The organism is Klebsiella sp. C360 (genome assembly GCF_048822415.1).
GTDB classification, from domain to species: Bacteria; Pseudomonadota; Gammaproteobacteria; order Enterobacterales; family Enterobacteriaceae; genus Klebsiella; species Klebsiella quasipneumoniae.
The window spans coordinates 116672-140269 of record NZ_JBMEZZ010000005.1 but is presented as its reverse complement, the minus strand read 5'-3'; the positions used below and the strand labels follow the sequence as shown (position 1 = coordinate 140269).

Genomic DNA, 23598 nt, shown 5'->3' with positions numbered 1-23598 from the left:
AAGCAGAATTAACCGCGCAGATCGTCCCACATTTTCTGTCTTTTATTATATTCATATTTCAGACAATCCAGCGTCACGGTCACGTTCGCCGGAGACAGGCGATTTAGCTGCGGCAAAAAAGGATGCGCGTGCAGGTATTGAATAAATTTCGTCGCGCCATTTAACGTGGCGTGCCGCAGATTGGCCGTTTTTTTATTGCCGGTTAGGTTACAAACCGCCATCGCATAGTCCCGTGTAGAGAAGGTCCGCCAGACATTGTTGCGGTTCCCTCCGCCCATAAACAGGCGCGGCGGGATATCATGCAGCGGCGGCGTCATGCCTCGCTCTCTGACAAATGAGATATGGCATCGCCCTTGTTGAACCTGCTGCAAATTCGCCATCAGGCAGCCACCTAATATAAAACATTCCTGATCGATGTAGTGTTGAATATTGAGGGAACGTGCATCTGTCAGTGTTTTGACTAATTCAAAATGGCGATAAGCCGGCAATACGGGTTTGACCAGCATTCCCGGATCGTTTTTGTATAACGCCGCCGGTCCGTAATCCACATCAAAAAGCGTTGCGCGCCGCATCGTTATCGCTTCTTTCCGTTGCACAAGATGTACCAGCGTACCGGGCGGCAGGCGCTCTTCGTAATAAGAGTGGTATTGATACTCCGCTTCAACGGGCTGGAGTGAATAATTGGTTGTTACGGATATAATCCGACCGGTAGTCTCCTCGGCGGTGACCAGCACATACAGAAAATTGTCACCGCCGTTAAATTTAACCCGAAAAGCGCGGGTGCTCAGGGTAATGTCGAAAGCGGGAAAGGCAAACTCACGTTCCGCCTGATTTGCCCTGCGGGATAACTTCTGTAATTCGCGGCTTAGTCCGGTACTGTCTAACGCAAGGGCGGATCGGATATCCGCCAGCGAAGCCCCTTCCTGGATGAGTGCGGCAAGATAATCCTGGCGCGGATCGGTTTTATATCTGACGGGATAAAGAAATGTTTTATGGCACTGCTGGCAGCAGACGCGTGGCTCTCCCTGCGCGGAAAAGCCATACTTTTTTAGTGAGGCGCCGCCGCATCCGGGGCAGGATTTTATCAACCCTTTCCATACCCGATTTACCGACTGGCGAAAAAGATTCAGCGATCTTGCCGAAATCACAGGAAAATGAAAACCACATGCCCTGCATAACACATTTTTCCCCTGGTTCTGGTAATCCGGGCTGTTCAGCACGCCCAGATTTTTGCAGCCTGGCGTTTTGCAGCTATCGACATTAACCTGAGAAAACATGATTAACTCCCTGTGACGGTATGGTTTTCAAACAAATATTGATTTTATCTCTGCCGGTGAAAAACCATTCTGATGGAGTGTTTTCATCGCGCTCATAGTCACCGCGCTATGAGAGAAAAACGCTTTATAGCCTGCGCACAAATAGTTGTGGTTTCTCTCGCCCGTCGCGGATAGCAAGAAGCGGTGCTTGGGGCAGCCGCCGTAGCAGGCAAATTGCCACTGACAAGAGCGACACTCCTGCGCCATTGAGTGGCTTTTATCATCACCAAACTGCTGGTTTTGCGCGCTATTATTCATCGCATGTAGCGTCGTATCCTGAATATTTCCCAGCCTGTACTGCGGATAAACAAAATGATCGCAGTTATAAACGTCGCCGTTCATCTCCATCGCAAACGCGCTGCCGCAGGTTGGCGCGAATACGCATACCTGGGGAGGCAACCCACACCAGGCGGCAAGCGTCTGTTCAAACATCTGTATGCCTATGTCGCCAATGTCTTCGCGGACCCATACATCAAAAATAGCGTTAAGAAAATGGCCAAACTGTAGCGGATCAACCGACCACGGCATCATTTTTGTTTGCCTGTCCTCAGGGTGCGCCAGCCCAAGGCCGCTCTTTTCGCTGCTTCTTTCCACCAAAGGGATAAATTGCATATAACGGCTGCCGATGCTCTTCAGATAGCGATATACCTGAAGCGGATGGCGCATATTGCTCTGATTAACAACCGTCAGCGTATTAAATTCAACGCCGTGGCGGTGCAGACATTGTATGGCCTGTTCAACTTTCGCATGCGTCGGTTTTCCCGAGCGCGTAACGCGCCATTCGTCATGCAAGGCTGCATCACCGTCAATGGAAATACCGACCAGGAATTGATTGGCCCGAAAAAACTCAGCCCATTGGTCGTCGATCAAAATGCCGTTCGTCTGGAAGGTATTCACAATCGTTTTTCCCGCAGCATAACGCTGCTGGAGTTCGATCGCCCGGCGATAAAAAGGCAGCCCCATCAACGTCGGTTCTCCGCCCTGCCAGGCAAAAATCACCTCATCAATCTCTTGTGCGGCAATATGTTGTTTAATGAAGCGTTCCAGCATCTCGTCTGACATTCTGTAGTTGCGCTTTCGCTCCGGGTAGAGCTTTTCCTTTTCCAGATAGAAGCAGTACTTACAATCAAGATTGCATACTGAACCTGTCGGTTTAATCATGACCTGACAGCTCTTTCTTCGCATGATCGCTATATCCATCCCAATAAAAAGAACCTGATTCAGTTTAAACACCGAATCAGGCGGGCATCGCCCTAAGTGGCATACTACGGTTTTATGGTTATTCGGTTAGCCCCAGGTGACCGGCGTCGGCTTATCGCCACGGGCTTTCATTAACGAATCGTTATCAATGTCTGCTTTATACTTCAGGAACTTATCGTACAGTTGTTTCTCAATATCCGGCCGTTTGCCAATCTGATTGAGCGTTTCGTAACGGTCGGTCTTCAGGTTGTAGAGGTATTTCGGTTTATTTTCACGATCGATGATCATCTTCCAGTCGCCATCCCTGATCGCCCACTCATCGGTTGGATCGTCCTGGAATGGCATATCAACGCCGAAGATCAACGGCTTATCACGCTCCAGCGGCTTCTGTTCCAGCAGCGGCACCAAAGACTGGCCATCGTACGTACGATCATCCGGGAGTTTAAAGTCCATCATCTTCGCCAGCGTCGGCATCCAGTCAAGACCGGAAACCGGCGTATCCGTCACCATCCCCTGCGGCAGATGTTTGCCATATTTAATAATCGCCGGAACGCGGATGCCGCCTTCCCACAGATTATCTTTACGGCCACGCAAACCATCGGTCTCACCCGCCAGGTTCAGCTCATACACCTTACGCGCCTCACGCGTTACCGGGCCATTGTCACTGGTGAAAATCACGATGGTGTTGTCTTCTTCGCCCATTGCCTTAATTTTATCCAGCACTTTACCGACCTGAGCATCCATGTAACTGATGTTCGCGTAGTACTCCCCCGTGCCACGCCACGGTTTATCAGCCCAGTCGCCATAAAACAGATCCGGGTGCTGTTTTTGGTACGCGCTCATATATTGCGAGTACATATCGAGATACTTCTTCGGCGAAGCCAGCGGGCTGTGCACCTCAGTAAACGCGACATATAAGAAGAACGGCTTATCATCTTTCTTATTATCCAGCCAGTTCACCACTTCAGAGCTGACAAATTCACCGCTCATTTTATCTGCGCGACCAATTCGTTGCCCATTGCGTAGCCATCCTGTCGGATGCACCACCCCGTAGCGAGGACGCTCTTTGGCATTATCCAGCGTGGAATCCGTGACAAATCCCGCCGGATTCACCAGACTGTAATCAAACCCCATATCTTTTGCCTGGGGTTGATCGGTACGATCTCCACCTGCATTCAGGTGCAGTTTGCCCATCATCGCCGTGTCATAGCCCTGCTGTTTCAACAGATTGGCGATGGTCAGTTCATTACGCCCTAATGCAACATCTTTGCCTTCCGGGATCCATGAGCGAATACCAGTGCGAAATGGCATACGACCGGTTAACAGACCCGCACGGGAGGGGGAGCACAGCGGCGCAGGCGCATAATAATCGGTGAATTTCACCCCTTCCTGCGCCAGTTTGTCGATATTCGGGGTTTTGACAATGGGATGTCCATAAGTTGCAAGATCGCCATACCCTAAATCATCAGCCAGAATAATAACCAAATTAGGACGCTTTTCTGTTGCGGCATGTGCTGTTGACAGCGCGCTCCCGGCACATAGCGCCAGCCCAATCATACTGGCAACAACTGTTTTTTTCATTTTAACTCCTTTGACATTTTTTAAAATTCATACCCAACCATATAAATCATTTGATCGCCAAAGCCGTCATAACCTAATTTGTTTTTAAAATAACGCCAGGCTACCGTTGCCTTCCAGCGAGGATAAAATTTCCAGGCCAGCGTTAAACCGCCATTAATGCCATAATCACCGTGTTGCTGTTCCGCGTAGGCATCATTTCGCTCAAATTCAATTTCATTCCAGTCTGACAGAACAAATTTCTCGTCAAATAGCGTGAAGTTATAAGCTGCCGTCCAGCCCAGTACATACCCGTTCCAGCCGCTTGTTTGCCCATATTTTGGTGAAACATAATCACCCGACTCATTGTGGAGTCCGAGGTAAGGTTTAAAGAATCCCCATTTCCCGGACCATCCCAGATAACCAAGACCATAAAACATGTCCAGATCATCCCCCCACGTATTTTCCCACTGGCCATAAATCTTGCCAAAGAGCGTATAGTCAGAGCCAAAAAGGCGAACATGCGTCATCGCTGAAACCGTATGGTTACGCCCCGCGACAGAATGGTTGAGTACATTACTTTCAAAAAAAGAATAGAATTCAGCTTCTTTAAAATTGACGCCAAAATCAGCTGTGGCTTTCCAGACTTCACCACGACCTACATCGACAAAGCCGCTGTTCCAGTCAGCATAACCTGCATTAATCGATCCAAAAGAATATTGGTAGTCCAAAGATGCTTGTACGGAGTGACTAAAGCCCAAGGATGCTGCAAGTATCGTACAAGCCAATAGCGTATTTTTTATCCGAGGCATTGAAAGTATTTCCCAAAGTTATAATTCGTCCATAGCCATACACTACTTTTCTGCGGCGCTTATTGTTAGCGAAACACACCATCAAAATAGTGATGAAAATCTCATATCAAAAGGGACGATGGGTATTATCTGGCATGTGTCAAAATATGTTGTTTTAGTGAGGGTTAGTTATTGTTTATAAATATCCGGCACGATCATAACGCACTTGTCTGTTACCTATTTTTGTCATAACTGGCGCACAAGGACGTTATTGATTTGAGCGGCGTCCGACAATACCCATTTGGGCAACCACAGATGAAACGTTCGGGCTTTATCCTGGATGATTAAGACATAATGCCCCAGCAACATCGAAATGACCAGACCATCAATTATTCATGTTATAAATAATAAAGCCCTATTGAGATTAACTGCACATATATTAAATGCATGTAGGTTATGCCATGAGGGAAAAATAAATCAATGGGAAGAACGCTGTTAATACTCCTGATTCAATAAAATAAAGATTCTGAATCAAAGAGTTAAATTAATGGATGCATCAAGAAGAAATAAAAAAGCCTGGGATTTCTCAATCTCAGGCTTTTTATCAGCAATGACGGAAATGATTAACGAGTCAAATCATCAAAAAACTTCTTCACACCGTCAAAGAAGCTTTTCGAACGCGGGCTGTTGTTTTCCCCGGTCGGGCCGCCGAAGCTTTCCTGCAGCTCCTTCAGCAGCTGCTTCTGCTTCTCGTTCAGCCCCACCGGCGTCTCCACCACCACCCGGCACAGCAGATCGCCCTGCGCGCCGCCGCGAACGGATTTCACGCCTTTCCCACGCATGCGGAACAGCTTGCCGGTCTGGGTTTCACCCGGAATTTTCAGGTTGACGCGACCGTCGAGCGTCGGGACCTCAATCTCACCGCCCAGCGCAGCCATAGTGAAGTTGATCGGCACTTCGCAGTACAGGTTATTACCTTCACGCTCAAAGATAGCGTGCTGCTTCACCTGAACCTGAACGTACAGATCCCCTGCCGGTGCGCCATGCTCGCCGGCTTCGCCTTCGCCCGCCAGACGGATCCGGTCGCCGGTATCCACGCCCGCCGGGATTTTAACCGACAGGGTTTTGGTCTTCTCAACGCGGCCGTGACCATGACATTTATTGCACGGGTCTTTAATCAGCGTACCGCGTCCCTGACAGTGCGGACAGGTCTGCTGTACTGCAAAGAAGCCCTGACGCATCTGTACCTGGCCCGCGCCATGACAGGTCGGACAGGTCTGCGGTTTGCTGCCTGCTTTGGCGCCGCTGCCGTGGCAGACGTCGCACTCTTCCAGCGTCGGAATACGGATCTCTTTGGTGACGCCACGAACCGCTTCTTCCAGCGTCAGCTCCATGTTGTAACGGAGATCGGCGCCGCGCGCCGCGCGCTGCCGGCCACGTCCGCCGCCAAAGATATCGCCGAAAACATCGCCAAAGATATCGCTGAAGTCCGCACCGCCGCCAAAACCGCCGCCGCCGCCCATGCCGCCCTGCTCAAAGGCCGCATGGCCGTACTGATCGTAGGCCGCACGCTTCTGGGCATCAGTCAGGATTTCATACGCTTCTTTGATTTCTTTAAATTTGGCTTCGGCCTCTTTATCACCCTGGTTGCGGTCCGGGTGATACTTCATGGCCAGGCGCTTATAAGCCTTTTTGATTTCACGCTCTTCCGCTGTTTTGGAGACGCCTAAAATCTCGTAGTAATCTTGCTTTGCCATCGGTGTTTTTCAGCCCCTTAACATGCGTGCACGGGCGGAGAGGAAACCTCTTCGCCCGTGCCAGTGTTTTACCCGTTCAAAGGGCGATTATTTTTTATCTTTCACTTCTTCGAACTCAGCGTCGACAACATCGTCGTCTTTCGCGTTGCTCGCCTGAGCGTCAGCGGAACCCGCCTGCTGCTGAGCATGCTGCTGCTGGGCGATTTCCATCAGCTTCTGGGAAACCTGCGCCAGCGCCTGCATTTTCGCTTCGATGTCCGCTTTGTCTTCACCTTTCAGCGAAGTTTCCAGCGCGGTCAGCGCAGACTCGATGGCAGTTTTGTCGTCAGCCGGCAGTTTATCGCCTGCTTCTTCAACCTGCTTGCGAGTGCTGTGCAGCAGATGGTCGCCCTGGTTACGGGTCTGTACCAGCTCTTCGAACTTACGGTCAGATTCGGCGTTAGCTTCCGCTTCGCGAACCATTTTCTGAATTTCTTCTTCATTCAGACCGGAAGACGCTTTGATGGTGATCTTCTGCTCTTTACCGCTGTTTTTGTCTTTCGCGGAGACGTGCAGGATACCGTCAGCATCGATGTCAAAGGTCACTTCGATCTGCGGCATGCCGCGCGGCGCCGGGTTAATGCCATCCAGGTTGAACTGACCCAGAGATTTGTTATCAGACGCGCGTTTACGCTCACCCTGCAGCACATGGATGGTAACCGCGGACTGGTTGTCTTCAGCGGTAGAGAACACCTGGCTGTGCTTGGTCGGGATAGTGGTGTTTTTGCTGATCAGCGCCGTCATCACGCCGCCCATGGTTTCGATACCCAGCGACAGCGGGGTCACGTCGAGCAGCAGAACGTCTTTCACATCACCGGTCAGTACACCGCCCTGAACGGCAGCGCCGATCGCCACGGCTTCGTCCGGGTTAACGTCTTTACGCGGTTCTTTACCAAAGAACTCGGCCACTTTCTTCTGCACCATCGGCATACGAGTCTGACCACCAACGAGGATGACGTCGTTGATATCGGAAACGGACAGACCGGCATCCTGCAGGGCTACTTTCAGCGGCTCGATGGAACGGTTAACCAGGTCTTCTACCAGGCTTTCCAGTTTCGCACGCGTCACTTTGATGTTCATGTGTTTCGGACCGGTCGCGTCTGCCGTGATGTACGGCAGGTTAACGTCGGTCTGCTGAGCAGAAGACAGTTCAATCTTCGCTTTCTCAGCGGCTTCTTTCAGGCGCTGCATCGCCAGCGGGTCGTTGCGCAGGTCAATGCCCTGATCTTTCTTAAATTCATCAACGAGGTAGTTGATCAGACGGGTATCGAAGTCTTCGCCGCCCAGGTGAGTATCACCGTTGGTCGCCAGTACTTCGAAGGTTTTTTCGCCATCAACTTCGTCGATTTCGATAATAGAGATATCGAAAGTACCACCACCGAGGTCATAAACCGCGATCGTGCGGTTGCCCACTTCTTTATCCAGACCGTACGCCAGCGCGGCCGCGGTCGGTTCGTTGATGATACGTTTGACTTCCAGACCGGCGATACGGCCAGCATCTTTGGTTGCCTGACGCTGCGCATCGTTGAAGTAAGCCGGTACGGTGATAACCGCTTCAGTTACCGGTTCACCCAGGTAATCTTCAGCCGTTTTCTTCATTTTTTTCAGCACTTCAGCAGAGATCTGCGGCGGTGCAGTTTTGGTGCCCTTCACATCCAGCCATGCGTCGCCATTGTCTGCGGCAACAATTTTGTATGGCATGATAGAAACGTCACGCTGAACTTCTTCGTCCTGGAAGCGGCGGCCAATCAGGCGTTTAATCGCAAACAGGGTGTTTTGCGGGTTTGTCACTGCCTGACGTTTAGCCGGCTGACCAACCAGAGTTTCACCATCCTGGGTATAGGCAATGATAGAAGGCGTGGTGCGATCGCCTTCGGCGTTCTCCAGCACGCGTGCAGTAGTGCCATCCATAATCGCTACACAAGAGTTGGTAGTACCCAGGTCGATACCAATAATTTTACCCATCTAAACGTCTCCACTAAAAATTCGATCAACATGTGGTTGTGAACCTGTAATAAGGGCGAAACGTGCGGTTTCAACTGCCCAGACATCATTTTTTTTCAGGTTCTTCACTGCGGTTGACTACAAGATGGGGTCGCCCACCCCGGCATCAAGGGGCAAGCAGAAAAATTTTTTGTCGGAGGCCAGCCGACGCCCTCGCCCGCTGCCGTCGATGGCCTAGCAAACGATGTTGCCGGGCGGCAAAAAAGATGGCGAAACACCCATACAAGTAACGAATAAAAAAACCGAATATATTCATAATATCATTGACATAAAACGCAATACTTGTGCGCTAAAAGCCCCGTTTTCGCAGTGATAAGATCCCCGCCCTCGCACTTTACTTATTCAGGGGACAGATTAATGAAATCACTATTCCGGCTATCAGCCGGGCTTATCCTTAGCGTGTCAGTTATCACCTCGGCGGCCGCCAACGACCATAAGATCCTCGGCGTGATAGCCATGCCGCGCAATGAGACCAACGATCTGACGCTGAAGCTCCCCGTCTGCCGGGTGGTCAAACGTATTCAGCTCAGCGCCGAACGCGGCGATATTCAGCTCTCCGGAGCAACGGTCTACTTTAAGGCCAGCCACGGCGCCAGCCACACCCTGAACGTGCCCGCCGGGATCAAAGAGGGCCACACCACCGGCTGGATCTCCCTCAACAGCGATAACGACAACAAGCGCTGTGTGAAAAAAATCGCCTTCTCCGGCCACACGGTCAACTCCTCAGATATGGCCTCACTGAAAATTATCGGCGACGACTAACGTCGTCCCCTGCCCGAGAGAAAACGTTATGCATATTAACTATCTGGATGATGACGATCTCGCCTTTCTGCCTGAGTGCAGCGAGGCGCATCTGGAAGCGTTTACCCGTATTCTGACCCACGGGGAAAATGGCAAACCCCGTCTCTCCAGTACGCTGCTGCGCAACGAGACCTTTCTGTCTATGGAGGGCCACCCGGAGCGCTATCGCCGCAACTGGCAGTTGATCGCCGGCGAGCTACAGCATTTCGGCGGCGACAGCATCGCCAATACGCTGCGCCGCCATGGCAAATTTTATCGCGCCATCCTGCTGGATGTGTGTAAAAGGCTAAAGGCGAAGGTCGATAAACAAATGACGACGCCGCAGATCGAGCAACAGTTGTTGACGCATTTTCTGCAGCACAGCTGGAATAAGCTGGATGAGGAACAAAAAACGCAGTTTCTCGCCGCGGTGGAGTGCCGGAGCCATGAGCTGGAAAGCCTGCTGCCCCATCTGTTGAGGCGCCGCAAGCTGAGTGAAGGCGTTGCCCTGCTACTGGATGAGCGGTTAACCGCCATCCTGCGCACGCACGCCGCCGTGAGCGTCATCGGCCATGGCCTGGTACGCGGCGCCGGGCTGGGGGGGCCGCTTGGCGCCGCGCTGAACAGCGTGAAAGCGGTAAGCGGCAGCGCTTATCGGGTCACCATCCCCGCGGTTTTGCATATTGCCTGTTTACGACAAATGCTCCACTCGTCGTCGGGCGCAGCTGAAATTGGTGAAAAATACCCCGCCAGATCATAGACAGCCTTTCCGCGCCTCATTATTATGCCGCGCCCCGCCGCCAAGTCGCGGGGTAATGCTTCCCTTTTAATGATAATTTTGAGGAATTATGGGCAACACTAAGTTGGCTAATCCGGCACCGCTGGGCCTTATGGGCTTCGGCATGACCACTATTCTGCTTAACCTGGCGAATAGCGGCCTGTTCGCATTCGATGTAGCTATCCTGGCGATGGGCATTTTTTACGGCGGCATTGCGCAAATTTTTGCCGGCCTGCTGGAATACAAAAAAGGCAACACCTTTGGCTTGACCGCTTTTACCTCCTACGGCAGCTTCTGGCTGACGCTGGTTGCTATTCTCCTGATGCCGAAAATGGGCCTGGCTGATGCGCCGAACGCGCACTTCCTCGGCATGTATCTCGGCCTGTGGGGTATTTTTACGTTGTTCATGTTCTTCGGTACGCTGAAAGCCGCACGCATGCTGCAGTTCGTGTTCCTGAGCCTGACGGTGCTGTTTGCGCTGCTGGCGATTGGTCATCTGGTGGATAACGAAGGCATCGTGAAAGTTGCCGGCTGGGTCGGCCTGGTTTGCGGCGCCAGCGCCATTTACCTGGCGATGGGCGAAGTGCTGAACGAGCAGTTCGGCCGCACCGTGCTGCCGATCGGCGAACCGCGTTAATCTTCCGCCGCCGCCCTGTGACAGGGCGGCGGCTGGTCATCATCGGCAAACCTGCCTAGCGCTGCAGCTCCCCTTCCGGCAAGCTCACCTCCGTCAGCCCCTGACGCAGCCAGATACCTAATCCCAGCCCCATCAGAGACAAGGCCAGCACATACCAGGCCGGGGCCATCGGCGACACCCCCATCAGCATCGTGACGGCAATTGGCGTCAGGCCGCCAAAAATCGCGTACGACAGATTGTAGGAAAAGGAGATGCCGGTGAAGCGCACTTCCGCCGGGAAGGCCCGCACCATAACATAAGGCACCGCCCCCACCACGCCCACACAGAGTCCCACCGTGCCGTAGAGCAGAAACAACCGCTGCGGGCTGGCGCCAGACAGGTGGTAAAACGCCCAGCTGGCAACCGCCAGCAGCAGGCTGCCGACGATAAAGGTGCGGCTGGCGCCGAAGCGGTCCGCCGCCAGCCCGGCGAGCAGACAGCCGATGCACAACATAATCGTGGCAATGCTGTTGGCCTGCAGGGTTATCGCCGGGGCGAAGCCATAGTGTTTCTGCAGCCAGACCGGCGACATCAGGATCACCACCACCACGCCTGCCGACAGCAGCCAGGTCAGCAGCATAGAGACCGCCACCGCCTTCTGGTGTTTGAGGACGACCGCTTTTACCGGCAGCTCCTGCGCCAGCGCTTTGCGCTGCTGCATCTCAAGAAAAATCGGCGTCTCCTGCAGCCAGCGGCGCAGATACATCGCCACCAGACCAAATACGCCTCCCAGCAGGAAGGGGATCCGCCAGCCGCCGTCGTGGATCCCCTGCGGCGTCAGGCTGGTGTTGATAAGCGTCGCTACCACCGATCCCAGCAGGATGCCTACGGTCAGGCCGGCCGTCAGCGTGCCGCAGGCGATACCAATGCGTTTTTCCGGAACATGCTCGGCGACAAATACCCAGGCGCCAGGCACCTCGCCGCCGATCGCCGCCCCCTGCAGAATACGCATCAGCAGCAACAACAGCGGCGCGACGATGCCCACCGAGCTGTAGGTCGGCAACAGACCAATCGCCAGGGTCGGCAGCGCCATCAGCAGGATGCTGAGGGTAAACATTTTCTTGCGGCCAACCAGATCGCCAAAATGGGCCATGATGATCCCCCCCAGCGGACGCGCCAGGTAACCGGCGGCGAAAATGCCAAAGGTCTGTACCTGGCGAAGCCATTCCGGAATATCCGCGGGGAAGAAGAGCTCGCCGACGACGGCGGCGAAGAAAACAAAGATGATAAAGTCATAAAACTCCAGCGCGCCGCCAAGGGCGGCCAGCGTCAGCGTTTTATAATCCTGGCGGTTGAGCGGTCGGTTTGCATATGACATAACGCGATTTCATCCTGAGGCGTGCAGCGTATTTTATAGTGTGTAAAGTAAACAGCACTATATCGTAAATAAAACGGCACACCATCAGTGATGCATGTTATGTCACAAATGCATCAAATTCAGGATAAAGTTTCGCGTCGGGCACTTTTGGGACGAAATGCTTCTACCACACGGCCATCGGTTTCCACATAAGGCCCCTCCAGCAACTGTACACAATAAGGTACACTTGCGAAAATACCGTGCACCAGCACGTTGCCGTCAGCATCTTTCACCCCTTCCAGGGTCTCCTGAATCGCTTTCGGTTGTCCGGGAAGATTGAGGATCAGCGCCTGCTTGCGGATCACCCCGACCTGCCGGGAAAGGATCGCCGTCGGCACAAAGTGTAGGCTAACCTGGCGCATTTGCTCGCCGAAGCCCGGCATCTCGCGATCGGCAATCGCCAGCGTGGCGTCGGGCGTCACATCGCGACGCGCCGGGCCGGTGCCGCCGGTGGTCAGCACCAGATGGCACCCCATCTCGTCAACCAGTTCGCACAGCGTTTGCTCAATAATGACCTGCTCATCCGGGATCAGGCGAGTCTGCAGTTCAAAAGGGGTGGTAAGGGCACGCGCCAGCCACTCTTCCAGTGCCGGGATGCCTTTGTCCTGATAGACGCCGCTGGAGGCGCGATCGGAAATGGAAACTAAGCCGATTCGTAAGGTATTCATGGTTATTCCGTTCAAACTGTGGCGTTAAACGAAATGATACACTGCTGCTGGCGGGACAGACAGTGTAATGTGGCCGACGGGCGTCGGCCACCTGCGGGATTACAGCAGTTCGCCGATCATTTTTTCCAGTTTTTCCTGGTCGATCGCAAACTTACGGATACCTTCCGCCAGTTTGTCTACCGCCATCGGATCCTGGTTATGCTGCCACAGGAACTCAGATTCGGTAATACGCTCCGGACGCGCTTTCACTTCACCGGTATACACCAGTTTACGCTCAACGGCGCCTTCGCTTTCGGACAGCTCTTTCAGCAGCGCCGGGGCGATGGTCAGGCGGTCACAGCCAGCCAGTTCCAGAATTTCGCCAACGTTACGGAAGCTGGCGCCCATCACCACGGTTTCATAACCGTGCTGCTTGTAGTACTCGTAGATTTCGCTGACGGAAACCACGCCCGGATCTTCTGCCGGCGCGTACTCTTTCTTATCGGTGTTGGCTTTGTACCAGTCGAGGATACGGCCAACGAACGGCGAAATCAGGAAGACGCCCGCTTCGGCGCAAGCGCGAGCCTGAGCGAAGGAGAACAGCAGCGTCAGGTTGCAGTTGATGCCCTCTTTTTCCAGCTGTTCAGCGGCGCGAATGCCCTGCCAGGTGGAAGCCAGCTTGATCAGAATACGATCGTTGCTGATGCCCGCGTCGTTATACAGCTTGATGATGCGCTTGGCTTTAGCGATAGACGCTTCGGTGTCGTAGGAGAGACGCGCATCCACTTCGGTGGAGATACGGCCCGGGATCAGTTTCAGAATTTCGAGACCGATGTTCACCGCCAGCTTGTCGGAAGCATCGAGGATCTGCTGCGCGCGATCGCTGCTCTGGCTACGAGCCCAGGCCACAGCGTCGTCAATCAGCTTACGGTACTCAGGGATCTGAGCCGCGCCGAGGATCAGGGAAGGGTTGGTGGTGGCATCCTGAGGCTGATACAGCTTCATTGCCGCAATATCTCCGGTGTCAGCGACGACAGTGGTGTACTGACGCAGAGAAGTTAATTTATCCGTCATGATATATTTCTCTTAAACAGCAGTTAAGGGGATGTAACCGGTCTGCCCAGATGATAACACGCTGCCGGGTCAGCGCAACCGCCGACGAGAGAAGAGCGCAGAGTGTGATAAACTATGCAGATTAATTTGCTGAAAGCGCAAGGATTGTCACTTAATTGGTAACGCTTACACTGGCGTGCCGGCATGGACAAGAGGATGTTTAATGCCTGATTTTCTCTCATTTATCAATGAAATACTCTGGGGCTCAGTGATGATTTATCTGCTACTGGGCGCCGGTATCTGGTTTAGCTGGCAAACCCGGGGTATTCAGTTCCGTTACGTGCGCAAATTTGGCCGCAGCCTGAAAAAAAGCCTGCACCCGCAGCCGGGCGGTTTAACCTCCTTTCAGGCGCTCTGTACCAGCCTTGCTGCGCGAGTCGGCAGCGGCAATCTTGCCGGCGTCACGCTGGCTATCGCCGCCGGCGGGCCTGGCGCCGTATTCTGGATGTGGGTCTCCGCCCTGCTCGGCATGGCCAGCAGCTTCGCCGAATGTTCCCTTGCCCAGCTGTATAAAGAGCGCGATAGCCGCGGGCAGTTTCGCGGCGGTCCGGCCTGGTATATGGCGCGCGGGCTCGGCATGCGCTGGATGGGCGTTCTGTTTTCGATCCTCCTGCTGCTGGCCTATGGCTTTATCTTCAATACCGTACAGGCCAACTCCGTGGCCCATGCCCTGCGCTATGCGTTCGATCTGCCGGCGGCAGTCAGCGGCGGCGTGCTGGCCGTTGTCGTTCTGCTGGCCATCCGCCGTGGTTTACGCGGCGTGGCGCGCCTGATGCAGTGGATCGTCCCCATCATGGCGCTGCTGTGGATCGCCACCAGCCTGATTATCGGCCTGTGGCATATCACCGCCCTGCCGACGATTTTCGCCACCATCTTTCGCTGCGCCTTCGGCTGGCAGGAAGCCGCCGCCGGCGCGGTGGGCTACACCATCAGCCAGGCGCTGACCAGCGGCTTTCAGCGCGGCATGTTCTCCAATGAAGCCGGAATGGGCTCTTCGCCTAACGCCGCCGCAGCCGCCGCCTCCTGGCCGCCGCACCCGGCGGCGCAGGGTATCGTGCAGATGATTGGCGTGTTTATTGATACCATCGTCATCTGTACCGCCAGCGCGATTATCGTCATGCTGGCGCCTCACCCCGACAATGAGTATACGCTCAACGGCATCCAGGCCCTGCAGCACGCGATGAGCATGCTGGTCGGGGGCTGGGGGGCGGGTTTTATCGCTTTCATCGTGCTGCTGTTCGCCTTTAGCTCTATCGTCGCCAACTACCTGTACGCGGAAAATAATCTGGTCTTTCTGCGTCTGGATAAGCCGCGCTATATCTGGGCGCTGCGGATACTTACCGTCCTGATGGTGCTGCTGGGAACCGTGGTTAGCCTGCCGGTCGTCTGGCAGAGCGCGGATATCATTATGGCGCTGATGGCGATGACCAACCTGACGGCCATCCTGCTGCTCTCCCCGACGGTGCGGATTATCGCCAGTGATTATCTGCGTCAGCGCCAGCTGGGCATTCAGCCCACTTTCGATGCGTCGCGCTATCCTGAGATTCACCAACAGCTGGCCCCGGGCGCGTGGAATGAACTGCCGCGCGAATAGCGCGGCAATCGCAGCTATCGATCCCTCCATGCACTTTTTTTGTTAAAATTCGTCGAAATTACCTGCAAGGACTGGATATGCTGATTCTGATTTCACCTGCTAAAACGCTCGATTATCAAAGCCCGCTGGCAACGACTCGCTATACCCAGCCCGAACTCCTCGAGTATTCTCAACAGCTTATCAGCATCGCCCGTCAGCTGACCGCGCCGCAAATCGGCAAGCTGATGAGCATCAGCGACAAGCTGGCGGATCTGAACGCCACCCGTTTCCACGACTGGCACCCTGACTTTACGCCGCAAAATGCCCGCCAGGCGATCCTCGCCTTTAAGGGCGATGTCTACACCGGCCTGCAGGCAGAGACGCTCACCGAGGACGACTTTGACTTCGCCCAGCGACACCTGCGCATGCTCTCCGGCCTGTATGGCGTGCTGCGTCCGCTGGACCTGATGCAGCCCTACCGCCTGGAGATGGGGATCCGTCTGGAAAACCCCCGCGGCAAAGATCTGTACCAGTTCTGGGGCGAGACCATTACCGAGAAGCTGAATCAGGCGCTGCAGGCTCAGGGCGACGATATCGTCATCAACCTGGCTTCCGATGAATATTTTAAATCGGTGAAAACGCAAAAATTGCAGGGCCAGCTGATCAAGCCGGTATTCCTCGATGAGAAGAACGGCAAATTCAAAGTGATCAGCTTCTATGCCAAGAAGGCCCGTGGCCTGATGAGTCGCTACATTATTGAAAACCGCTTAACCCAGCCGGAACAGCTGAAATCCTTTAATAGCGAAGGCTATTTCTTTGATGTAGAAGCGTCGGAGAAAGGCGAACTGGTGTTTAAACGCCACGAGCAGTAAGTAAACGGTCCCCCTACGGCGATCGACGCAACAGGGGGACGGTAAGGATTTAGCCCATCATCAGCTTACGCAGCGCGGCGAAATCCGCCGGCAGGTTGTGAGACAGCAGCGGCAGGTCGGCGCGGTCGGCCAGCTCTTTCGGCAGCGGCAGGGTCTCCTGCAGGATCTCCTCCACGCTCTCTTTGAACTTCGCCGGATGGGCGGTGCCGAGGAACAGACCGTACTCTCCCGGCTGCAGCTGATCGCGCAGCGCGCGCCAGGCAATCGCCGCGTGCGGCTCAGAGATGTAGCCGATGGCCTTCAGCTCGCGCATTGCCGCTTTGGTGGTCTCATCATCGACCGCGGCATAGCCCAGCTCGCTGAGACGCCAGATTTTACGGCGGAACAGCTCTTCGACACGCGGCCAGTTGTTCGGCTGGCTGACGTCCATGGCGTTGGACAGCGTCGCCTGGGTGGCTTTTGGCGCCCACTCGCCGCCCTGCAGATAGCGCGGAACGGTGTCGTTGGCATTGGTGGCGGCGATAAAGCGTTTGATCGGCAGACCCAGCGACTTCGCCAGCAGACCGGCGGTCAGATCGCCGAAGTTGCCGCTCGGCACGGAAATCACCAGCTGATTGCGGGCTTCCTGCGGCAGCTGCGCCACCGCTTCGAAGTAGTAGCAGATCTGCGCCAGCAAGCGGCTGATGTTAATGGAGTTAGCCGAGTTGAGCCCCAGCGTCGCCTTCAGTTCTTCATCGTCAAACGCCTGCTTCACCAGCGCCTGGCAGGCGTCGAAGTCGCCGTCAATCGCCACGGTTTCAATGTTGCCGCCGAGAGTACAGAACAGCTTCTCCTGCAGCGGGCTGATCTTGCCGCGCGGGTAGAGGATCACTACCTTAACGTTCGGCAGTCCGTAGAAAGCATGCGCCACCGCCGCCCCGGTATCGCCAGAGGTCGCCGTGAGGATGGTGACCGGCTTATCGCCCGCGATGTGGGTCAGCATCTGCGCCATAAAGCGGCCGCCGAAATCCTTGAAGGCCAGCGTGGGGCCATGGAACAGCTCCAGACAGCCGACATCCTCCTGAACCTTGCTCACCGGCGCCGGAAACGCAAACGCCGCGCGGACCCGCTGCTGCAGGACATCCTGCGGGATCTCATCGCCGATAAAGGCGGATAAAATTTTGGCGCTGCGGGTGACAAAATCCTGCGCCAGCATGTCGTCGATTTCAGTCAGGCTGAATTCCGGCAGATCGTGCGGAAAGAACAGGCCCTGATGCTTGCCAAGTCCCTGGGTAACGGCCTGCGCAAAGCTGACCTGCTCATTGTGATCTTTTAAGTTATACAGTTTCATTGGTTATCCCACTACGCGTGCGCCCGCCGTGTCCAGCCGGCAAATATGAACAAAGCCTTCCTGATTCTGCAGATAGTGCGCGCCAAGCCAGTCGGCGACGCGCTGTGCGGTGTCCGGCTTATCGCACAACGCGAACAGCGTTGGGCCAGAGCCGGAGATGCCGCAAGCCTGGGCGCCCATCTCCATGGCCGCCTGACGCGCTTCGCTAAAGCCCGGCAGCAGTTTGGTTCGGTACGGTTCGGCAATCACATCTTTCATCAATTTTGCCGCCAGCTGCGGCTGGCGGGTGTAGCAGGCGTGAATAAAGCCCGCGAGGTGGCGACCATGGGCGATACAATCCTGACGGCGGTACTGCGCCGGCAGAATCGCCCGCGCTTCGGCGGTGGATACTTTAATCCCCGGATAGGCCAGCACCCACAGCCACTCATCAAACCCGGGCACCTGCTGGCTGATAATCCCGTTCTCTTCGATCATCAACTGCATGCCGCCAAGATAGCACGGCGCCACGTTGTCGTAGTGAATGCTGCCGGAGATACGCCCTTCCATCTCCCCCATCAGCGCCAGCATGCGCGTCTCGTTCAGCGGCTTACCGCAAAACTCGTTCATCGCCACCAGCGCGGCGACCACCGAGCAGGCGCTGGAGCCCAGCCCGGAGCCAATCGGCATGTTTTTTTCCAGGGTCATCGCCACCGGCACCGTTTTACCGATCTCCCGGCAAAAGCTTTCCCAGCACTGGTAAACAATGTTCTCCTGCGGCGCCGTCGGCAGTTTGCTGGCGAAGCGTCCCAGATTCTGCAGGCTGAATTGCTCCGCCGCTTCGACAGTAACGTTGTCGCCAAGCAGCGTGCCATCGACCGGCGTGACCGCCGCGCCCAACACATCAAACCCGACGCTCATATTGGCACTGGAAGCCGGGGCATATACTTTGACCATCTTAAACTCCTAACTTCCAGGAAAGGGTGCGCAGCAGGTCGGCGAAAACACCGGCCGCCGTGACGTCGTTCCCGGCACCATAGCCGCGCAGCACCAGCGGCAATGGCTGATAATAGTGGCTGTAAAAGGCCAGCGCGTTCTCGCCATTTTTGACTTTGAACAGCGGATCGTTGCCGTCAACGGCGGCAATTTTCACCCGGCAGGTACCATCCTCTTCGATGTTACCGACATAGCGCAAGACTTTACCTTCATCGCGCGCCTTAGCGATCCGCGAGGCGAACGCATCATCCAGCGACGGCAGGCGGGCCATAAAGGTCTCAACATCACCGCTGGCGTCGAAGTCCGCCGGCAGCGCCGACTCGACGATAATGTCCGACAGCTCCAGTTCACGTCCGGTCTCACGGGCCAGAATCAGCAGCTTACGCGCGACATCCACCCCGGATAAATCGTCGCGCGGATCCGGCTCGGTATACCCCATCTCACGGGCCATCGCCGTCGCCGCCGAGAAACTCACGCCCTCATCCAGCTTGCCGAAGATAAACGACAGAGAGCCGGAGAGGATCCCGGAGAAATGGCGCAGTTCATCGCCGGCGTTGAGCAGGTTCTGCAGGTTCTCAATCACCGGCAGGCCAGCGCCAACGTTAGTGTCATAGAGGAACTTGCGGCGCGAGCTGCTCGCGGCGTGGCGCAGCTGATGATAGTAATCCAGCGAAGAGGTATTGGCCTTTTTATTCGGCGTGACCACATGGAAACCTTCGCGCAGGAAGTCGGCGTACTGATCGGCGACCGCCTGGCTGGAGGTACAGTCGACGATCACCGGATTCAGCAGGTGGTACTCTTTTACCAGGCGGATCAGGCGACCGAGATTAAAGGGTTCTTTCGCCTCCGCCAGCGCCTCACTCCAGTTTTCCAGATTCAGACCATGCACGCTGGTCAGCAGCGCCTGAGAGTTGGCCACGCCGCAAACGCGCAGATCGATATGTTTGCTCTTCAGCCAACTCTGCTGGCGTTTGATTTGCTCCAGCAGCGCGCCGCCGACGCCGCCGACGCCGATGACGAACACTTCGATCACCTGGTCGGTGTTGAACAGCATCTGATGGGTCACGCGCACGCCGGTGGTGGCGTCGTCATTGCTGACCACCACCGAAATGGAGCGCTCGGATGAACCCTGGGCAATCGCCACGATATTGATATTGGCGCGGGCCAGCGCGGCAAAAAACTTTGCCGAGATACCGCGCAGAGTGCGCATTCCGTCGCCCACCACCGAGATAATAGCCAGACGCTCCATAATGGCCAGCGGCTCCAGCAGCCCCTCTTTCAGCTCGAGATAAAACTCATCTTCCATCGCCCGTTTAGCACGCGCGCAGTCGCTCTGCGGCACGCAGAAACTGATGCTGTACTCGGAAGAGGATTGGGTGATCAGCACGACCGAGATGCCGGCGCGGGACATGGTGGCGAAGACGCGGGCCGCCATGCCGACCATGCCTTTCATCCCCGGCCCGGAGACATTGAACATCGCCATGTTGTTGAGGTTAGAGATGCCTTTGACCGGCAGATCGTCCTCGTCGCGGCTGGCGCCGATGAGCGTTCCCGGCGCCTGCGGGTTGCCGGTATTTTTAATCAGACATGGGATTTGGAACTGGGCGATAGGGGCGATGGTGCGCGGGTGCAGCACTTTCGCGCCAAAGTAGGAGAGCTCCATCGCCTCCTGATAAGACATCGATTTCAGCAGACGCGCATCCGGCACCTGGCGCGGGTCGCAAGTGTACACGCCGTCGACATCGGTCCAGATTTCGCAGCAGTCGGCGCGCAGGCAGGCGGCCAGTACCGCAGCCGAATAGTCGGAGCCGTTGCGCCCCAGCACCACCAACTCGCCCTTCTCATTGCCGGCGGTAAACCCGGCCATCAGGATCATATGGTCTGCCGGGATCTGGCTGGCGGCGATGCGGCGGGTGGATTCGGCGATATCGACCGTGGATTCCAGATAGTGGCCCACCGCGAGCAGTTTTTCCACCGGGTTAATCACACTGACTTTATGACCACGGGCTTCCAGCAGACCCGCCATGATGGCGATGGAGAGCTTTTCGCCTCGGCAGATCAGCGCGGCATTGACGCTGTCCGGGCACTGACCCAGCAGGCTGATACCGTGCAGGACATGCTTAATCTGAGCAAACTCCTGCTCAACAAAGGCTTTCAGCTGGGCGAGCGGGAAAGCGGGCTGGGCGTCGGCAAGGCCCTGAAGAAGTTCGGTAAAAATGCGTTCAGCGTCGGCAATATTGGGGAGGGCATCCTGGCCGCCAATGGTCTTTTCAATCATCGCTACCAGATGGTTGGTGATCTTCGCCGGGGCAGACAGGACGGTCGCTACCTGCCCCTGCCTGGCATTACTCTCCAGAATATCGGCAACCCGCAGAAACCGTTCCGCATTTGCCACTGATGTACCGCCGAACTTCAACACTCGCATGGTTCTTACCCCTTGATCTCTTGTCAAAAAAAAAGCCCGCACTGTTCAGGTGCGGGCTTTTTTCTGTGTTTCCTGTACGCGTCAGCCCGCACCGTTACCTGTGGTAATGGTGGTGGTGATAATGGTGGTAATCATGCCGATGCGATTCATGGATGTTGTGTACTCTGTATTTTTATCTGTCTGTGTGTCCTGCCTATATTGGTTAAAGTATCTGCCCTCTTAAGTCAATGAATTTCTCAATTAACCCCATTTCAGCGAGCTTACGTATTGCGCCACCCCGACAAGGAAAAACATCCAGATCGGCGGAGTAACTCCCGCAAAAACAGCACATACAACCATAATTAAAATATATGGCAGAGCTTTATTCTGACAGGTTTTTTTCAATATCATGCAGCAAACGATGCAACATTGCCGTGTCGCGCTGCTGCAGCAGCCCCATTCGTTGCGACAGCCAGTCGGCCAGTTTGGCATCATCCTCCACGCCCAGACGCGAAAGCAAGGCCAGGGCGCGCAGGCGCAACGCCTGCAGCTGATGATGGTCTGCCGCGGCGGCGGCGGGCGCCGGTTGTTGCATAAGCGATGCTAATTGATAGCAGTAGACCATCACCGACTGACCGAGGTTTAGCGAAGGATAATCCGCGGCCATCGGCACGCCGGTCAGCACATCGGCCAGGGCCAGCTCCTCATTGGTCAATCCGGCGTCTTCACGGCCAAATACCAGCGCGGTATGGGTCATCCAGTTCGCCTTCTCCTCCAGCAGCGGCAACAGCTGCTGCGGCGTGGCGTAATAGTGAAACCGCGCGCGACTGCGGGCGGTGGTGGCGACGGTAAAATCGACGTCGTGCAGCGCCTCGGCAAGGGTGGAATAGGTGGTGATGCCATCGAGGATGTCGCCTGAGCCGTGCGCCACCCAGCGTGCCGCCGGCGCCAGATGGGCTTCACTGTCCACGATCCGCAGATCGCGAAATCCCATGGTTTTCATCGCCCTGGCGGCGGCGCCGACGTTCTCGGCCCGGGCAGGACCGACTAAAATAATCGTTAAACGCATTGCGGTTTTTTTCTCTCTCTCAGGCGTTGTCGAGGCGCGGAGCCCCCCATTTTACGCGGTGAAAATTTACAAATTTGCAACAAAAATCACTAAAATTGCGTTTTCTTACCCATAAAAAAATCTAAACTGTTCTCAGGAGGCCATGACAAGGAGTATGTTAACAGAACCCATTTATCCATATGATGGGCAATGAAATTTCACCTGACGCATCGTTCCAGGCATTGGATTCACTGTATTTATTAATTTATCCACGCAACTAGTTGAGCCGGGTAAAGATTGTGACTATAAAGAGCATGGCGATGCAATGATTTCACAAGACTGTTAACGTGCTACAATTGAACTTGATATATGTCAACGAAGCGTAGTTTTATTGGGTGTTCGGCCTCTCTTAGCCTGTTATGTTGCTGTTAAAATGGTTAGGATGTCAGCCGTTTTTGACACCGTCGGGTCCAGAGGGAAAGTACCCACGACCAAGCTAATGATGTTGTTGACGTTGATGGAAAGTGCATCAAGAACGCAATTACGTACTTTAGTCATGTTACGCCGCGCATGTTAATTTGCGACATGCAGCAGGCAGGTCAGGGACTTTGGTACTTCCTGTTTCGATTTAGTTGGCAATTTAGGTAGCAAACATGCAGACCCCGCACATTCTTATCGTTGAAGACGAGTTGGTAACACGCAACACGTTAAAAAGTATTTTCGAAGCAGAAGGTTACGATGTATTCGAAGCGACCGATGGCGCGGAAATGCATCAGATCCTGTCTGAAAATGATATCAACCTGGTGATCATGGATATCAACCTGCCGGGTAAAAATGGTCTTCTGCTGGCGCGCGAGCTGCGCGAGCAGGCTGACGTCGCGCTGATGTTCTTAACCGGTCGCGACAACGAAGTGGATAAGATCCTTGGCCTCGAAATCGGCGCTGACGACTATATCACTAAACCGTTTAACCCGCGTGAACTGACTATCCGCGCGCGCAACCTGCTCTCCCGTACCATGAACCTCGGTACCGTGAGCGAAGAGCGTCGCAGCGTGGAAAGCTACAAGTTCAACGGCTGGGAACTCGATATCAACAGCCGTTCCCTGGTCAGCCCGAACGGCGAACAGTACAAGCTGCCGCGCAGTGAATTCCGCGCGATGCTGCACTTCTGCGAAAACCCGGGCAAAATTCAGTCTCGTGCCGAGCTGCTGAAGAAAATGACCGGTCGCGAGCTGAAGCCGCATGACCGTACCGTTGACGTGACCATTCGTCGGATTCGTAAACACTTCGAATCCACTCCGGATACCCCGGAAATCATCGCTACCATTCACGGTGAAGGTTACCGTTTCTGTGGCGATCTGCAGGAATAATGTGATTTATTCCG

General features: G+C 54.9%; 21 protein-coding genes and 1 other annotated feature. Of the genes, 6 read left to right on the top strand and 15 right to left on the bottom strand.

Annotation, left to right across the window (positions count from 1 at the left end):
- Positions 1-8: 8 nt before the first annotated feature.
- The 6 genes from ACOI7D_RS15630 to dnaK form a co-directional block, all read right to left on the bottom strand.
- On the bottom strand, positions 9-1277 hold the full coding sequence (locus ACOI7D_RS15630) for a hypothetical protein (protein ID WP_044525318.1): 1269 nt from the start codon (positions 1275-1277) through the stop codon (positions 9-11).
- 27 nt (positions 1278-1304) lie between these two features.
- The gene (locus tag ACOI7D_RS15625) at positions 1305-2504 is read right to left on the bottom strand and encodes an anaerobic sulfatase maturase (protein WP_109547569.1); all 1200 of its coding nucleotides are present in this window, start codon (positions 2502-2504) and stop codon (positions 1305-1307) included.
- 99 nt (positions 2505-2603) lie between these two features.
- Entirely contained in the window at positions 2604-4097 is a 1494-nt protein-coding gene (locus ACOI7D_RS15620) for a sulfatase (RefSeq protein WP_109546668.1), read from the bottom strand.
- Positions 4098-4117: 20 nt separating this feature from the next.
- Positions 4118-4885 carry an outer membrane protein OmpK gene (locus tag ACOI7D_RS15615; protein ID WP_244341732.1) on the bottom strand — a complete coding sequence of 256 codons (768 nt, stop codon included), beginning with the start codon at positions 4883-4885 and terminating at the stop codon, positions 4118-4120.
- A gap of 602 nt (positions 4886-5487) precedes the next feature.
- Positions 5488-6621, bottom strand: coding sequence for a molecular chaperone DnaJ (gene dnaJ, locus ACOI7D_RS15610; protein ID WP_002887955.1), 1134 nt, complete (start codon positions 6619-6621; stop codon positions 5488-5490).
- Between the two features lie 87 nt (positions 6622-6708).
- Positions 6709-8625, bottom strand: a complete 1917-nt coding sequence (gene dnaK / locus ACOI7D_RS15605) for a molecular chaperone DnaK (protein WP_023291917.1) — start codon at positions 8623-8625, stop codon at positions 6709-6711.
- A 396-nt stretch (positions 8626-9021) separates the two neighbouring features.
- Here dnaK and ACOI7D_RS15600 point away from each other — a divergent pair, with 396 nt between their 5' ends.
- The 3 genes from ACOI7D_RS15600 (at position 9022) to satP (ending at position 10859) form a co-directional block, all read left to right on the top strand.
- Positions 9022-9426, top strand: a complete 405-nt coding sequence (locus tag ACOI7D_RS15600) for a DUF2541 family protein (RefSeq protein WP_023291916.1) — start codon at positions 9022-9024, stop codon at positions 9424-9426.
- 28 nt (positions 9427-9454) lie between these two features.
- Complete coding sequence (msyB, locus tag ACOI7D_RS15595) at positions 9455-10204, top strand: acidic protein MsyB (protein ID WP_060591459.1); 750 nt, start codon at positions 9455-9457, stop codon at positions 10202-10204.
- 88 nt (positions 10205-10292) lie between these two features.
- The gene (gene satP, locus ACOI7D_RS15590) at positions 10293-10859 is read left to right on the top strand and encodes an acetate uptake transporter (RefSeq protein ID WP_032452395.1); all 567 of its coding nucleotides are present in this window, start codon (positions 10293-10295) and stop codon (positions 10857-10859) included.
- 55 nt (positions 10860-10914) lie between these two features.
- Here the strand turns inward: satP and ACOI7D_RS15585 are convergent, their stop codons facing one another.
- From ACOI7D_RS15585 to tal, 3 genes are all read right to left on the bottom strand, one after another.
- Positions 10915-12216 carry an MFS transporter gene (locus tag ACOI7D_RS15585; RefSeq protein ID WP_109546669.1) on the bottom strand — a complete coding sequence of 434 codons (1302 nt, stop codon included), beginning with the start codon at positions 12214-12216 and terminating at the stop codon, positions 10915-10917.
- 119 nt (positions 12217-12335) lie between these two features.
- On the bottom strand, positions 12336-12923 hold the full coding sequence (gene mog, locus ACOI7D_RS15580; protein WP_004204229.1) for a molybdopterin adenylyltransferase: 588 nt from the start codon (positions 12921-12923) through the stop codon (positions 12336-12338).
- A 99-nt stretch (positions 12924-13022) separates the two neighbouring features.
- On the bottom strand, positions 13023-13976 hold the full coding sequence (gene tal, locus ACOI7D_RS15575; RefSeq protein ID WP_004204228.1) for a transaldolase: 954 nt from the start codon (positions 13974-13976) through the stop codon (positions 13023-13025).
- Between the two features lie 202 nt (positions 13977-14178).
- Between tal and ACOI7D_RS15570 the strand changes: the two genes are divergently transcribed.
- Positions 14179-15609 (top strand): alanine/glycine:cation symporter family protein, encoded by a 1431-nt coding sequence (locus ACOI7D_RS15570; RefSeq protein WP_049014564.1) that lies wholly within the window; start codon positions 14179-14181, stop codon positions 15607-15609.
- Positions 15610-15686: 77 nt separating this feature from the next.
- Positions 15687-16460, top strand: coding sequence for a peroxide stress protein YaaA (yaaA, locus tag ACOI7D_RS15565; RefSeq protein ID WP_023291910.1), 774 nt, complete (start codon positions 15687-15689; stop codon positions 16458-16460).
- 49 nt (positions 16461-16509) lie between these two features.
- Here yaaA and thrC read toward each other — a convergent pair whose 3' ends face one another.
- The 6 genes from thrC to yjjY form a co-directional block, all read right to left on the bottom strand.
- Entirely contained in the window at positions 16510-17790 is a 1281-nt protein-coding gene (gene thrC, locus ACOI7D_RS15560) for a threonine synthase (RefSeq protein WP_109546670.1), read from the bottom strand.
- Between the two features lie 3 nt (positions 17791-17793).
- The gene (gene thrB, locus ACOI7D_RS15555) at positions 17794-18723 is read right to left on the bottom strand and encodes a homoserine kinase (RefSeq protein WP_002887853.1); all 930 of its coding nucleotides are present in this window, start codon (positions 18721-18723) and stop codon (positions 17794-17796) included.
- A 1-nt stretch (position 18724) separates the two neighbouring features.
- Entirely contained in the window at positions 18725-21187 is a 2463-nt protein-coding gene (thrA, locus tag ACOI7D_RS15550) for a bifunctional aspartate kinase/homoserine dehydrogenase I (protein WP_044525310.1), read from the bottom strand.
- A gap of 25 nt (positions 21188-21212) precedes the next feature.
- Positions 21213-21330 (bottom strand) — a sequence feature (Thr leader region).
- Positions 21269-21337: a thr operon leader peptide gene (gene thrL, locus ACOI7D_RS15545; RefSeq protein WP_004222578.1), complete on the bottom strand. Its 69-nt coding sequence runs from the start codon at positions 21335-21337 to the stop codon at positions 21269-21271. (Overlaps the previous feature by 62 nt.)
- A gap of 211 nt (positions 21338-21548) precedes the next feature.
- Entirely contained in the window at positions 21549-22235 is a 687-nt protein-coding gene (locus ACOI7D_RS15540; protein WP_032452390.1) for a tRNA/rRNA methyltransferase, read from the bottom strand.
- A 396-nt stretch (positions 22236-22631) separates the two neighbouring features.
- The gene (gene yjjY, locus ACOI7D_RS15535; RefSeq protein WP_004146984.1) at positions 22632-22772 is read right to left on the bottom strand and encodes a protein YjjY; all 141 of its coding nucleotides are present in this window, start codon (positions 22770-22772) and stop codon (positions 22632-22634) included.
- Positions 22773-22867: 95 nt separating this feature from the next.
- Between yjjY and arcA the strand changes: the two genes are divergently transcribed.
- Positions 22868-23584, top strand: a complete 717-nt coding sequence (gene arcA, locus ACOI7D_RS15530) for a two-component system response regulator ArcA (RefSeq protein ID WP_002887843.1) — start codon at positions 22868-22870, stop codon at positions 23582-23584.
- Positions 23585-23598: the final 14 nt, after the last annotated feature.